Annotated in this window: 13 protein-coding genes; 3 read left to right on the forward strand and 10 right to left on the reverse strand. The window is 39.9% G+C overall.

All coding sequences use genetic code 11. From position 1 onward, the window contains the following. Genes nuoF through TLET_RS07815 form a run of 3 tightly spaced genes read right to left on the reverse strand, consistent with a single transcriptional unit; the run spans position 1 to position 2,688 of the window. Positions 1-1,800 carry an NADH-quinone oxidoreductase subunit NuoF gene (gene nuoF / locus TLET_RS07805; protein WP_012003552.1) on the reverse strand — a complete coding sequence of 600 codons (1,800 nt, stop codon included), beginning with the start codon at positions 1,798-1,800 and terminating at the stop codon, positions 1-3. Positions 1,801-1,815: 15 nt separating this feature from the next. Next, positions 1,816-2,193 (reverse strand): (2Fe-2S) ferredoxin domain-containing protein, encoded by a 378-nt coding sequence (locus TLET_RS07810; RefSeq protein ID WP_012003553.1) that lies wholly within the window; start codon positions 2,191-2,193, stop codon positions 1,816-1,818. Then, positions 2,194-2,688 carry an NADH-quinone oxidoreductase subunit NuoE family protein gene (locus TLET_RS07815; RefSeq protein ID WP_012003554.1) on the reverse strand — a complete coding sequence of 165 codons (495 nt, stop codon included), beginning with the start codon at positions 2,686-2,688 and terminating at the stop codon, positions 2,194-2,196. It abuts the gene before it with no gap. A gap of 154 nt (positions 2,689-2,842) precedes the next feature. Here TLET_RS07815 and TLET_RS07820 point away from each other — a divergent pair, with 154 nt between their 5' ends. Continuing rightward, positions 2,843-4,084 carry a sn-glycerol-1-phosphate dehydrogenase gene (locus tag TLET_RS07820; RefSeq protein ID WP_148202150.1) on the forward strand — a complete coding sequence of 414 codons (1,242 nt, stop codon included), beginning with the start codon at positions 2,843-2,845 and terminating at the stop codon, positions 4,082-4,084. A gap of 5 nt (positions 4,085-4,089) precedes the next feature. Next, positions 4,090-4,848, forward strand: coding sequence for an acyltransferase (locus tag TLET_RS07825; protein WP_012003556.1), 759 nt, complete (start codon positions 4,090-4,092; stop codon positions 4,846-4,848). Between the two features lie 2 nt (positions 4,849-4,850). Here the strand turns inward: TLET_RS07825 and TLET_RS07830 are convergent, their stop codons facing one another. From TLET_RS07830 to TLET_RS07860, 7 genes are read right to left on the reverse strand one after another with little or no spacing between them, the layout of a single operon-like run. After that, positions 4,851-5,945: an anhydro-N-acetylmuramic acid kinase gene (locus TLET_RS07830; RefSeq protein WP_012003557.1), complete on the reverse strand. Its 1,095-nt coding sequence runs from the start codon at positions 5,943-5,945 to the stop codon at positions 4,851-4,853. Continuing rightward, positions 5,924-6,955 (reverse strand): serine hydrolase domain-containing protein, encoded by a 1,032-nt coding sequence (locus tag TLET_RS07835; RefSeq protein WP_012003558.1) that lies wholly within the window; start codon positions 6,953-6,955, stop codon positions 5,924-5,926. Before TLET_RS07835 ends, TLET_RS07830 begins: the two co-directional genes overlap by 22 nt. A gap of 4 nt (positions 6,956-6,959) precedes the next feature. Beyond that, on the reverse strand, positions 6,960-7,928 hold the full coding sequence (locus TLET_RS07840) for an ABC transporter ATP-binding protein (RefSeq protein WP_012003559.1): 969 nt from the start codon (positions 7,926-7,928) through the stop codon (positions 6,960-6,962). Next, positions 7,925-8,899: an ABC transporter ATP-binding protein gene (locus TLET_RS07845; RefSeq protein ID WP_012003560.1), complete on the reverse strand. Its 975-nt coding sequence runs from the start codon at positions 8,897-8,899 to the stop codon at positions 7,925-7,927. Before TLET_RS07845 ends, TLET_RS07840 begins: the two co-directional genes overlap by 4 nt. Beyond that, a complete protein-coding gene (locus TLET_RS07850; protein ID WP_012003561.1) occupies positions 8,896-9,981 on the reverse strand; it encodes an ABC transporter permease in 1,086 nt (361 codons plus the stop codon). Before TLET_RS07850 ends, TLET_RS07845 begins: the two co-directional genes overlap by 4 nt. Before the next feature lie 12 nt (positions 9,982-9,993). Further along, positions 9,994-10,962: an ABC transporter permease gene (locus TLET_RS07855; protein WP_012003562.1), complete on the reverse strand. Its 969-nt coding sequence runs from the start codon at positions 10,960-10,962 to the stop codon at positions 9,994-9,996. A 45-nt stretch (positions 10,963-11,007) separates the two neighbouring features. Next, positions 11,008-12,780: an ABC transporter substrate-binding protein gene (locus TLET_RS07860; RefSeq protein ID WP_012003563.1), complete on the reverse strand. Its 1,773-nt coding sequence runs from the start codon at positions 12,778-12,780 to the stop codon at positions 11,008-11,010. Positions 12,781-12,879: 99 nt separating this feature from the next. On the opposite strand from TLET_RS07860, the gene TLET_RS07865 reads away from it, so the two are divergent. Further along, positions 12,880-13,734, forward strand: a complete 855-nt coding sequence (locus TLET_RS07865) for a BadF/BadG/BcrA/BcrD ATPase family protein (protein WP_012003564.1) — start codon at positions 12,880-12,882, stop codon at positions 13,732-13,734. The last annotated feature ends 244 nt before the right edge of the window (positions 13,735-13,978 follow it).

Genomic DNA, 13,978 nt, shown 5'->3' on the forward strand with positions numbered 1-13,978 from the left:
TTATGGCGATACTTTGCTTATAGCACCGAACCTGCAAACCTCAATGCAGCTACCACATCTTATACAGATATCGTTGTCTATAACATGAGTCTTTCTGATCTCGCCTGATATAGCATTCACAGGACAGACTCTCGCGCAAGCTGTGCAGCCAACACATTTTGCAGAATCTATCACGTATCTTATCAAGTTCTTGCATTTTAACGCAGGGCATCTCTTTTCTTTGACATGTGCTTCATATTCATCGCGATAATACTGTAAAGTGCTCAAAACAGGATTGGGCGCAGTTTGCCCAAGACCACACAATGACGTATCTTTTATCACATTTGCAAGTCTTTCGAGTTCTTCCAGATCCCTTTCAGTTCCTTCGCCCGAAGTTATCTTATCCAGAATTTTCAGCATCTGTCTTGTACCTTCTCTGCATGGTGTGCATTTTCCACAGGATTCGTCAACAGTAAACTCCAGGAAAAATCTGGCTACATCAACCATACAATCATCTTCATCCATAACAATCATTCCGCCAGATCCCATAATAGCCCCAAGCTTTTGAAGAGATTCGTAATCAACAGGTGTGTCAAAATAATCCGAAGGTATACAACCACCGCTTGGCCCACCTGTTTGAACTGCTTTGATTTTCTTTCCAGTTGACGAACCTCCACCTATTTCATACAAAAGCTCCTTAAGCGTTATCCCCATGGGAACTTCTACTAAGCCTGTGTTGGTTATTTTTCCAGCGAGAGCGAAAACCTTGGTACCAGGGGATTTTTCAGTCCCTATACTTCTGAACCAGTCTGCTCCCTTTATTATTATTGGTGGGATACAGGCAAGCGTTTCAACATTGTTGATCACTGTAGGACATCCCCAAACACCACTTTGAGCTGGATATGGAGGTTTCACCCTCGGTTGACCCCTTTTACCTTCAATTGAAGCTATCAAAGCGGTTTCTTCTCCACAAACAAAAGCTCCTGCTCCTATTCTTATCTCAATATCAAAGCCAAAATTGCTATCCATTATATTTTCGCCAAGAAAACCGTATTCTTTTGCCTGAGATATTGCTGCATTTAGTCTCTCAATAGCGAGCGGGTATTCCGCACGAACATATATGTATCCTTGATTTGCTCCTATTGCATAACCAGCTATCGCCATTGCCTCGAGGATTGTGTGGGGGTCACCTTCAAGCACAGATCGATCCATGAACGCTCCTGGATCTCCCTCGTCTGCGTTGCAGATGATATATTTTTTCTCTCCTTTTGACTTTCTGGTGAGTTCCCATTTGAGTCCGGTTGGAAAGCCTGCACCACCTCTACCACGGAGCCCACTCTTTTTTACTTCCTCAACAACCTGGTCCGGACTCATATGCTTTAAAACTTTTGCCAGAGCAAAATAGCCATCCCTGGCTATATACTCCTCTATGTTCATAGGATCTATGTATCCGACATTTCGTGTAGCAATTTTCACCTGTCTTGCAAAAAAAGGCAGCTTTTCGACGGCCTCCGGTACTGTTTCACCTGTAGGCATCTTGTAAAGATGTTCTTTGACAATTCTTCCTTTCAAAATGTGTTCCTCTACAATTCTCCTGGCTGCCTGAGGCGTCAATTTTTGATAAAATACGCCTTCAGGATAAATAACCATCAATGGACCAAGGCTGCACGCACCCATGCACCCGGTTTCAACAACCCTAACAACCTCGCTCAACGCATACTTCTCTATCTCACTTTCAAGAGCCTGCTTGACACTTTCCTCACCAGCGGAGATACAAGCTCCTCCTGCACAAATAAGTACTGTGGTTGCAGTCAACGGCACTCAGATCACCTCTTCTTATATTTCCCCTTTTCTAACCAAAAGATCTGTCACGACTTGATTTGACATTATATGAAGCTTGACGATTCTCTTGGCATTCTCTGAATTGACATGTCCATAAACAACTGGCTCCTGACCCTCAATCCTCACTTCAACGGTTGGTTCTACTTCACAAAGTCCCATGCATCCAGATTGAACAACTGCTATGTCATTAATGTTATTCTCATCAAGCGCTTCGACGATCGCTTTCAGAGTATCTTTTGCTCCAGCTGCAATTCCACATGTTCCCATTGCCACTGTGATTTTTCCTCTTTTGCCTGCATCTCTGAGCTGAAGTTCTTTTATTGCTTTTTCTTTGATCTTCATAAGTTCTTCAAGAGATTTTATTTTGCTCATCTATTTGTTCACCTCCCTGTATTTTTCAATAATCCTCGGAACCATGTCTGGCTTGACTCTTCCATAGAAATCTTTTTCACCGACAAGTACCACCGGAGCCATACTGCAAGCTCCAAGGCATCTGACTGCATGTACTGAGAACTGACCATCTTTGGTTGGCTCTTCAGCTGAAGTAGCAAGTTCTTCAAGAAATCTTTCAAATATTCTGTCTGCGCCCTTTACGTAACAGGCAGTGCCAAGGCAAACTTTGACCTGCACCTTGCCCTTTGGTCTTGTTGAAAAAAAGTTGTAAAATGTCACGACACCATAAACTTGTGAAACAGGAATTTTTAGCATCTCTGCTATGTGATTCTGTACCTCGGGTGAGAGATACCCGAAAAGTTCCTGCGCTTTCTGAAGAACCGAGATGAGCTTGTCTGGTTTTGCTCCTGTTGAAGCTATGTACTCATCCAACTCTTTGAAGAGACGCTCTCCTGTAGTGCAAGTATCAGGCAACTGCTTCACCTCCTGTTAATAAATTCACAAATCTAAGTCGATTATACCATCGTAATCACCAAAACTCACATTCTAAATTCACCTTTGCCTTACAGAAACAATTCTTTTTAGACTATATAATCAATATGTGAAAATAAAGTATAATTAAAGCCAGGTGAAGAACTTGCTCGAACTTTTAGGGAAAAAGATTCAGTGCAATTGTGGAAAAATTCACACGATACCAAGCGTTAATATTGTATGGGATAGATTCAGCAATACATATTTTTCCAACAAAAAATCCCTATTTGTTGCAGATGAAAATACAGCCAATCTATCAAATTTGTCCGGAAAAAATGTGCTTACTCTGACAGATCCTCGCAGAGTAACGGCAACTGTGGAAAATGTTGATAAAGTTCTGAAAATCTTAGGCAATGAAGATATGATTGTCTCTATAGGGTCTGGAAGCCTTACAGATATTGCAAAATATGCTGCTTATCTTTCAAAAAAGGAATTTTCCTGTGTTCCAACCGCTCCATCAGTTGATGGTTACACTTCATCTGCTGCCCCATTGATGGTGAATGGTATCAAACAAACTCTTGACGCAAAAACTCCCAGGACAATTATTCTCGATATTGATATTTTGAGGAATTGCCCGCTCGATCTTTTAAGAGCTGGCATTGGAGATATCTCAGCAAAAGTGATAGCAAGATTTGACTGGTTATTGTCTCACCATATAACCGGTGAATACATTTGTGATTTTTTCTGGAACAATTTGGAAGATGTGCTGTTTGAATTGTTGAAAGATGTAAATAATATTTTCCAGAGGGAAAAAAATTTCGTCTCAAAATTGATGACAGCTCAGTTGATCTCGGGGCTCAACATCACAGTTGCGGGAAATTCAAGGCCTGCATCTGGATCAGAACATCTGATTTCACATTTTCTGGAGATGGTTTATGAAGCCCGGGGAGAATTGCCACTGTTCCATGGATTACAGGTTGCTATGGGAACATATATATCCCTTCACGCATATGAAATTTTGTTTGAAGATATACCGCTCGAGAAATCCAGCGATAATCTGGAAGAGAAAAAAAGATCCCTGATTCAACTTTTTGGGCCAAAAAAAGCAGAGAATTTCTTGCGGATATACAGAAACAAAAATATGGTAAAAATTGCAAATCTGAATAAAATAAAAAAATCACTCGAGAAAACCTATCTGCGGTTTTCTCCGCTGCTTAAAAATGTCTGTAAAGTTATAGATGTCGGGGAACTTTTTAAAAACTATTCCAGGGATGTTATAAAACAGGCAATTAATCTTTCAAATATGCTGAGGGAAAGATACACGGTGCTTGATTTTCTTGATTCTTCAGGTATTTTGAAATCCTTTTCTGATTGGATAGTTGAAAAAGCAGGCCGGTGATGATTGTGAATAAGATTTCCAAAAATGCAAAAATAGGACTGAATGTGAAACTGGGTTTTAATGTCGTTGTGGAAGATAATGTAGTGATTGGCGATGGAACAGTTCTTGGAAATAACGTTGTAATTCACAAAGAAACAGTTGTTGGGAAAAATTGCGTGATTTCCGACAATACTGTGCTTGGCAAGAAACCTTTCAGATCTTCAATTTCTTCCACAACATTTGAAAAACAACTACCCCCTCTGACAATTAAAAACAATGTTACGATAGGCGCTGGTTGTATTCTGTACATTGGTGCAGTTCTTTCTGACAACGTCTTTATAGGAGATCTCGCAGTTATAAGAGAAGAGGTTGAGATAGGTGACTACACAGTTATTGGAAAAGGAGTGACCATTGAAAATAAATGCAAGGTTGGAAAGTACGTGAAAATAGAAACAAATGCTTATATAACAGCCTTTTCAGAAATAGAAAGCTACTGTTTCATAGCTCCTGAAGTTACATTCACCAATGATAACTTTCTTGGTCGGACAGAAGAGAGAAGAAAATACTTCAAAGGTCCTCTTATCAAAAAAGGGGCTCGTATAGGAGCCAACGCAACCATTCTACCAGGCATTGTTATAGGAGAAGATGCCCTTGTAGCTGCTGGTAGTGTTGTTACGAAAAATGTTCCTGCCAGAAAGATAGTTATTGGCGTCCCGGCCAGAATATGGAAAGATGTTCCAGAAGACCAATTACTTGAAAATCAAATTTTTTACAAAGACCAGTGATTTTACCACGGAAAGGCTATTTTACCGAGCACAGCTGGTCTTTTTGCGCCGGTAACAGATGGCATACCTGTGGTAACTCCATTCAAAAATTCATTTGCGAGCAACGCCATGCAGATTGCTTCTCTGGCTTTTGCGAATGTTCTGTTTGGTACAAAAACCCTGTAACCAAATCTCATGAGATCTTCCAGCAGCAATTTGTTAAAAGCTCCACCACCGAAAACATATATTCTTTCCACCTCTGGAAGATATCTTTTCATATTTTCATGAACGCAGAACGCAGTAAAATAAGTCAGAGTTCTTAAAACATCGAAACTTCCTTTTTCAACGCCTTCTATAAATCTCTCGTTATACCATTCTCTTCCAGTAGTTTTCGGTGGTCTTTTATTCAAATATTCCTGATCTCTGCGGATCAATTCATGCAAAATTTTATCGTCTACCTTCCCTCTTCTGGCAAGTTCACCATCTTTATCAAAAAGTATCCCAAAACTTTCTTTAACATACAAATCTATCAAGCAATTTCCAGGACCTGTATCGAAAGCTAAAACTACATCATTTATGTAAGTAATGTTAGCAATTCCTCCTATGTTTAAAACAACTGTATGTGGTCTCTTAAAGAACACCCAGTCAAAATAAGCAGTTATAGGGGCTCCTTCACCACCCAGAGCAACATCTTTTGTTCTGAAAGAATGAATAACTGGTAGATTTGTCTCTACTGCAATTACATCAGCTTCACCTATTTGCAGAGTTGCTCCATTTTCCGGAAGATGATAAACAGTCTGGCCGTGATAGCCTATCGCATCAATTTCCTGGGACAGTTGCTTTAGCATAGCGGCATGAATTCTGGCTATCTCAAAGTTCATGAAAGTTACATCCTTCACAGTACTTTTTGAAGGATCGTAGGTTTCAATAATCCTCTTTTTGAATGTTTCAGGATAGTCGAAGCTTCTAAAATCCAGCAGCTTGAATTTCGTTTCCCTCGATGCCCCATCAAAAGAAACAACGGCGATGTCTAATCCATCTGCACTTGTACCAGACATCAATCCTGCAATAGTTCTTTTTTTCTTATCTAAAAGTTTCAAAAAATCGGCCCAGTACATTCTATCCCTCCGAACACAGCGTTGTGAAGCAATATTCTGATTCTCGTAATTTCATCTTCGTGCCTCTTTATGAATCCTTTGTTTGTCAAGAAAATTACAAACAGACCGTCTTCTCTGCACCAAATAGTTGTTCCTGTAAACCCACTGTGACCGAAAGCTTTTTCAGAAAGCATATCTCCGCTGCTCGTACCACTTGTCGGGCACATCCAGCCTATGTGTCTTTTGCCCTCGCCTACCTCAACAATTTTCTGGGTAAATAATGAAACTACGTTCATAGGAACTATCTTACCTGATAACAAAGAATCCATGAAAATATATAAATCTTCCACACTGGAAAACAATCCAGCATTACCACTTACACCACCCATGTAATATGCAAGTTCATCGTCAGGCATACCAATCAATCTTTTACCGTCTCTGATCGATGTTGGGGCTATGTTTTCGTGAAATCCTGGGGAAAATCTGGTAATCTTCATTCCAAGGGAATCAAAAATACCATATACAAATTTATCAAACGGCATTTCCACAACTTTTTCAACTATCGCCATCAATGTTATAAAATTCAAGCAGGAGTAAACTATTCTTTTCCCCGGCTCGCTGACAGGTTGAATCCTTATTATTTCTTCAAGAAGTTCTCTTCCATTCAAAAATCTCCATAAATCGGAGTATGGCTGCATGCCAGATGTGTGTGTCAAAAATTGAAAAATTGTTATATCTCCCTTTGGCTTTTCAACATTCAAAAACCTTCCGGCTGTATCACTCAAATGAAGGAATCCATCAGCGAAAAGTTTCATAACAGCTGTTGTAGTTGCAACAACTTTTGTCACACTCGCAAGATCATAGATCGTATCAATTTTCGTTTTTCTTTCAAAATCCAGTGTCCCATATGCATTTTTATAAAGTATTTCGCCTGGTCTTGCTATCAACACAACACATCCGGGGTAAATTTTGTTCAAACCAGATTCAACGATTCTATCAACATTTCGAAAAACGCGCTGTAATTCACCCATTTTTTCACACCTCACCTATAAAACATGCAACTTTGTGTTGATTATTTCCGAGTAATACTGGTTTTTCTTTCTCACATCGCTCAATTTTAACCGGGCATCTTGTAGAAAATGGACATCCTTCAGGTGGATTAACAGGACTTGGTGGTTCACCTGAGAGTTTTATTCTGGACAGCCTTTTTTCTTCCGGATTCCAGCTTGGTGTAGATTCCATCAATGCTTTCGTATAAGGATGAACCGGATTTTCAAAAACTTCTCTTGCTTCTCCACACTCAACCACATTCCCTAAGTACATAACTATCAATCTATCGCTCATGTGATATACCACATCAAGGTTGTGTGATATGAATAAATAAGACATTTTATATTCCTCTCTCAACTGTTGAAGCAAATTTATTATCTGACTCTGGACAGATATATCAAGCGCCGAGGTTGGTTCATCGCATATTATTAGCTTTGGCTTGAGTGCTATGGCGCGTGCTATAGCTATTCTCTGGCGTTGACCACCCGAAAACTCGTGTGGATATCTGGAAAGGTACTCTCCATGCAACCCAACCTTTGAAAGCAATTCCCGTATGTATTCTTCCTGCTCTTTTTTAGAAGAAAAAACATTATGCGCTTCTAACGGTTCTTTAACAACATCTGCAATAGTCATTCTTGGATCAAGTGAGTTGAATGGATCTTGAAAGATCATCTGAACACTCCGCCTGAAAGTCTTTTCAATCTGTCTTGGTAATTTTTTCGAAATATCGACCCCGGAAAAATTTATCTCACCGGCAGTGGGTTGAAGAATCTTTGCAACAACTCTACCAAGTGTGGTTTTCCCGCAGCCAGATTCACCCACAACACCAACTGTCTCGTTTTCACATATCTCAAGATCTATTTCTTCAAGCGCTCTTACCCATCCACTGATTTGCAAAAATACCCCGGATCTTATTGGAAAATATTTTTTCACTTTTTTCAAGGAAATGATCACTTTTCATCGCTCCTTGCATACAACCAGCACGAAACACCCGTTCCGTCAATGAAAAATTCAGGTGGTTCCTGCTCTATGCATACATTTTTCGCATACTCACATCTCGGGTGAAATCTACAACCTTTCGGAAAATTTGTAGCACTTGGGACGTAGCCGGGCACATATGGCAGCAATTTTCCTTTGTACTCTCTTCTAACGCGGGATCGCAATAAACCTTTGGTGTAAGGATGTTTTGGACTTTTAAAAATTTGTTCGACTGTCGCACGTTCTACTATTTTTCCAGCGTACATAACATGCACTCTGTTTGCCAATTCTGCGACAACCCCAAGATCATGGGTTATAAAAATTACAGATGTTCTATAAGTGCTTTGAAGGTCCCTAAAAAGGTTTAGAACCTGGGCCTGAATAGTGACGTCCAGAGCCGTAGTTGGCTCATCTGCTATCAATACATCTGGATTTGTCAACAATGCCATGGCTATCATTATTCTCTGGAGCATCCCTCCGCTCATCTCGTGTGGATACTCATCGAATCTTTTTTCTGCGAGGGGTATCTGTACTTTTTTGAGCATATCTATACAAAGTTGTCTGGCTTGATCTGGATTGCAATTAAGATGTGCCATGGCAACTTCCATCATTTGTTTTCCAACTGTGTAAAGAGGATCGAAAGAAGACATGGGTTCCTGAAAAATCATCGAAATCTTTTTTCCTCTGATTTTTCTGTATTCTTCGTTAGAAAGTTTCAACAAATCTATTTCACCATATCTGATACTTCCCTGCACGATTGCAGGTGGGCATTTAATAAGGCCAAGTATAGTCATAACTGTGACAGATTTTCCACAACCAGATTCTCCAACCAAAGCAAGTACTTCTGCCTCATTTAAGTGAAATGAGATTCCATCCACAGCTTTCACGATTCCATCAGGTGTTCTGAAATACGTCTTTAAATTTTCAATCTGCAGAATTTTCTTCATATTTTTTCAACCACCCTGTATGGATCAAGTGCATCTCTGAGCGCATCTCCAACAAAATTGAAGGCAAGAACAGAAATCATTATAAAAATACCCGGTATTAAAAGCCACGGGCTTGTCGATAAAGTTGAAAGAGATTGAGCCTGCTTTAGTAAGAGTCCCCAGCTTGTCATTGGCTCTTTTATACCAAGCCCAAGAAAACTTATCGCACTTTCACCAAGAATCATTCCAGGTATGGAAAGGGTTGAAACAACTATGAGATAACTCATTATGTTTGGAATAAGATGTCTTGTTATAATTTTGAAATCGGATACCCCTGCAACTTTGGCTGCCAAAACAAATTCTTTTTCTCTCAAACTAAGCACCATCCCTCTTACCACTCTTGCAACTCCCATCCACCCGATGAGGGACAGAACCACTACTATACCAAAATACACCCACGTACTCGGCCAGCTTGGAGGAAGAATTACTGCAAGCGCAAGCCAGAGAGGTATCCTTGGAAAAGATCTGAGTAATTCTATAAATCTCTGTATCAGAACATCTATCCATCCGCCATAGTAGCCAGATATGGCACCCATAATAGCCCCGATTACAACACTTATAAGTGTTCCAACAAGGCCAACAGTGAGTGATACTCTACCACCCATCAAAACTCTTGAAAAAAGATCTCTGCCAAATCTATCAGCACCGAAGAGCAAGAGCATCGCTTCAGATGAACTTGCTTGAATGCCAAAAAGATGAATATCTGTTTCAAATAGCCCCCAAAATCTGTATTTTTCACCACGGACGAAGAATTTTATCGGATAAATCTTTGTTTTATCCTCTTCATATCTAACCATAAAAGTTACAGGATCTCTTGTTTTTTTCAAACCGTAAATGAAAGGTGATCTTAACTCTCCATTGTGGATTATTCGTATCCTTGTTACAGGAGCGTTTGTGAATCTACTGTGTGTTTCTTTGTAATTGTATGGGGAAATGAAATCAGCAAATATAACAAGCAAATACATCACAATCAAAATCCAGAAACCTATCACGCCGAGTTTATGTTTTTTAAATTGAGAAAGTACTCTTTTCCACGTTGTCATGCAGTTTTCACCTCAACTAACCCTGATACGCGGGTCAAGTACTGCAAGGGCAATATCCGCTAATAGATTTCCAATTTGGGTTATCAGTGCTATAAACATCAAAAATGTCATAACGAGATACTGATCATGATTTAACAGCGCGTTGTAAAAAAATGGACCAATCGTAGGCAGGTTCAAAACAATAGAAGCAATTATTGTGCCGCTGAATATATTAGGCAATTCCATGCCAGCGATACTGACAAGTGGGTTCAGCGCATTTTTGATAATATGCCTTTTCACAACTTTCTCACTTAATCCCCTTGCTCTCAGTGATGTGACAAAGGGTGATCCCATTATGTCAAGCATGTTTCCTCTCATTATTCTCATCAAACCAGCAAGCCCACTGACCCCCACGACGATTACTGGAAGCCAGATGTGGTTGAGTAAATCCACAAATTTTTCCCAGCTCCATGGAGCACCTATAAATTGTGGGGAAAAAAGCCCGCCAACTGCTGTGCCGCCTACTTTGAGTATCAGGTACATCAAAACAAGCGCCATGAAAAACTCAGGTATAGAAAGACCTATGAAACCCACAACGGTTAAGGTATAATCGCCAGCAGTGTAGGGATGAAATGCAGAATAGATCCCCATTGGAATTGCTATCAACCATTGAAAAACTATGGTAAACAAGGCTATTGCAACTGTCCATCCAAGTCTTTCCCATATTAACTCAACAACAGGTCTTTGATAAGAAAAAGAATAACCAAAATCACCTTTCAACACAATATTTTTTATCCACATAAAATATCTTTCATATGCAGGTTTATCAAGTCCAAGTTCTTTTCGCAGAGACTCTATCTGTTCAGGTGATATCCTCGGATTTTCAAGATACTGAGACAGAAAATCCCCAGGTTGTAATTCCGTCACAACAAAACACACAATAGATATTAAAAACATCATTGGAATCATTATCAATACTCTCCTGAGAATGAATGACCACATGACAAGTCCTCCAAAAAAGCTTCCCCCGACCCGGGGGAAGCTATCTTATTTCCTGTATGCAGTCCAGACAGTGAACACTATCATTCCTTCATCTGTAAGGCCTGCATTTCCAAGGGTGTTGTTTATACCCCATATGTTCATGCCCTTGCAAACGAATATTACAGGAAGATATACATGATAAAGTTCCTGCCATTCGTCGTAATACACTTTTCTTTTTGCTGGATCCATCTCAACCTGACCTTTTTCAAACAGTTCCCAGATTCTCTTTTCCCAATCGAACATGTTCTCGAAAACAGGCTGTGGTGGTGTTTTTGTCTTATCCATCGTTGAGTAGTGCCAGTAATAGAGTTGTGTTCCTGGTTGCCATATCGCTTTTCTTAGCTGCGGATCTGGCTGGTTACCAAATGCCCTGACACCAGCTTGGAAATTGCCAGCACCAAACATTTGTCCAACCAGAGAAGAATCCAGTATCTGTAAATTCACCTTTATTCCGATTTTTTCGAGATCCTGAGCAAATATAACTGCAACATCCTGATACTCTTGTGGAGAACTCTGCACAAGCAGGTTAAATTCTACTCTTTTACCATTCGAAAACAGTCTATAACCATCTTTATCTTTCTTATTCAAACCAATTTTGTCAAGCAACTCGTTGGCCTTTTTCAAATCATAAGGTCTGAGAAGTTCCTCGATTTTTGGATTATAAAAAGCTTTGTTTGAAGGAAGCATCAATCCCGCATCTGGTATCGCAAGTCCAGCGAAAACTTCATCTATAATTCTTTCTCTGTTCAGAGCATATTCCATGGCTTCTCTAAATTCAAGCGTTCTAAAAAGTTCTCTGAGCTGTGGATCATCTACATCAAAATTAAACGAGATGTGTATAGGGCTTGGAGTGGCCTGGTTTGGTTGAGTTGCATAAACTTTATACGGTGCTTTGCCTGTGAGCTCTTGCTGTTTCAACATTGGATAATCTTTCGATGAGATCGCCATAAAATCGATCTCTCCTGCCATGAATTTCGCAAGTCTGACTTCCGCATCTCTTACAATCAGATATTCAACCCTGTCAAAGTATGGCAATCTGTTTCCAAATCTGTCAACTTTCCAGTAATATGGATTTCTTTCCAAAACGATTTTTTGGTCGGTGATAACCTGCGAGAGCTTATAAGGACCATTAACAACTATCTCTTTTGGATCTGTATTGGACAACCACAGTTTGTTTACCGAACCAAGATCGTTCTTGTCAATCAAAGGTTCAAGTTTATGCTTCGGATAAATATACACATGCGACAACACTGTGAAAAATGGACCATAGGAGGAAGGTAAAATCGCTTTCACGGTCTTATCATCAATCTTTTGCCAGATTATAGGTTTGTTCTCACCTTTTTCATCAGGTATGGTGAATCTGGCAACAGAGTTTCCGCGTGCGTAGCTATTCATCACGAAATACTCAAAGGTGAATATTACATCATCTGACGTGATTGCTGTGCCATCAGACCAGTAAGCCTCTCTGATTTTGAATGTAACCTCCCTGCCATCTTCTGACACAGTCCAGGATTTTGCCAGAGCAGGTCTGATCTCGTTCGTCACAGGATGCATTTCTACAAGCGTAGAAAACATTGGTCCCATAACTACCGTATATGCAGCAGAATCAAGTGTTCCATAAAGCAAAAAAGATTCAGGTGTGGATGATAAAGCAAGCCTCAAGGTGCCTCCAATTTCTGGATTTGAATCTGGTGTGAGAACCGCATCTTCGACAAAGTACTCGGTAGCCATTAGAAGAACAGCACATAACAATAACAGAAAAATGAAGACCCTTTTCATGAGGAACACCTCCCAGAAATAATGTATTGATAATAATACTAATTTTCCCAGAAGGTATAATATCACAGAAGAAAGAAATAATCAAATGGAGGAGATAACATGAAAATACTTTCGATCGAAGGCGGAGGAACAACTTTAAAGGTGACCCTCGTGAGAAATGGAGAGGTTCTTCAAAGAGCTACTTTCAGCAAAGGAACGAACCTTTCTGCAATTTCAGAAAAGCAACTTGAGGAAACTATAGCAGAAGTTGCAGGCTGGTCAGGAGAGGTTGACGAGATAAGGGCAGCATTTTCTGGCGCTGGAAGTGAGGAAAGAAAAAAAATCCTGCTTGCGGTTTTGAATAAATGCTTTCCCAATGCTAAAATAAGGATCTTCACAGATGCTGAAGCAGCCCTCTGGGCATGTTACGAAGGGAAGCCTGTAACCGTAGTCATAGCTGGTACAGGATCAATTGTCATGGGAATAGACAGCAGTAAAAATATCTTCAGGGCAGGAGGATGGGGACATTTGTTTGATGACGAAGGAGGAGGATTCAGTATAGTTTGCAAGTTGATTAGACAGGCGTTGAATTACAGAGACGAGCTCATAGATTACGATCCAATTTTTGATCAACTATTGAGTTTCTACGGAGCAAAAAAAATAGAAGATCTTGTGGAGCTTCAAAGATACAATGATTTCAAGCAAAAAATAGCCTCTTTCACAAAGCACATGAAGCTAACTCCGCTATCAAAAAAAATCATAGAAGAAGAAATAGAGGTCCTCGCCAAAAGGACCTTCCACATAATCTCAAAAGTGAATTCCAAAAAGCTTTATGTACATGGAGGCATGTTCAGTATGGATTACTTCTATCAAAATTTTGCTGATCATTTTAAAAATATAGAAACCCGCAAAATCGAAAGAGATATCGATTTGCTACTCGCCGTCAAGTCTCATTTTTTACTGGGAAGCTATTAATTCAATATATGTTCTGAAAAATTTCAACAAAGATTCTGCAGTTCATCTCCATCTTCTGTGAGGATGAATAGCAGTTGATGAATATCTGGTTCGGTATACAATAAAAGCAGGGCAGGAATAGCCCATTCACGCCTGTAGAGATTGGACCTCTACAATTGGAAACACAGCCCTGGTAGCAAGCCTGGCCAGTGAAACAGGAAACCTCCACCTCCTTAGGTGGATGGTAAAGCTGTGAAAATCTTTG

This window comes from Pseudothermotoga lettingae TMO (genome assembly GCF_000017865.1).
Classification (GTDB): Bacteria; Thermotogota; Thermotogae; order Thermotogales; family DSM-5069; genus Pseudothermotoga_B; species Pseudothermotoga_B elfii.

Coding starts and splice junctions, on each gene's coding strand:
- TLET_RS07845 (WP_012003560.1), bottom strand. CDS start 8,899: ATGAAGAAAATTCTGCAGATTGAAAATTTAAAGACGTATTTCAGAACA.
- TLET_RS07850 (WP_012003561.1), bottom strand. CDS start 9,981: ATGACAACGTGGAAAAGAGTACTTTCTCAATTTAAAAAACATAAACTC.
- TLET_RS07830 (WP_012003557.1), bottom strand. CDS start 5,945: ATGTACTGGGCCGATTTTTTGAAACTTTTAGATAAGAAAAAAAGAACT.
- TLET_RS07835 (WP_012003558.1), bottom strand. CDS start 6,955: ATGGGTGAATTACAGCGCGTTTTTCGAAATGTTGATAGAATCGTTGAA.
- TLET_RS07865 (WP_012003564.1), top strand. CDS start 12,880: ATGAAAATACTTTCGATCGAAGGCGGAGGAACAACTTTAAAGGTGACC.
- TLET_RS07855 (WP_012003562.1), bottom strand. CDS start 10,962: ATGTGGTCATTCATTCTCAGGAGAGTATTGATAATGATTCCAATGATG.
- TLET_RS07860 (WP_012003563.1), bottom strand. CDS start 12,780: ATGAAAAGGGTCTTCATTTTTCTGTTATTGTTATGTGCTGTTCTTCTA.
- TLET_RS07810 (WP_012003553.1), bottom strand. CDS start 2,193: ATGAGCAAAATAAAATCTCTTGAAGAACTTATGAAGATCAAAGAAAAA.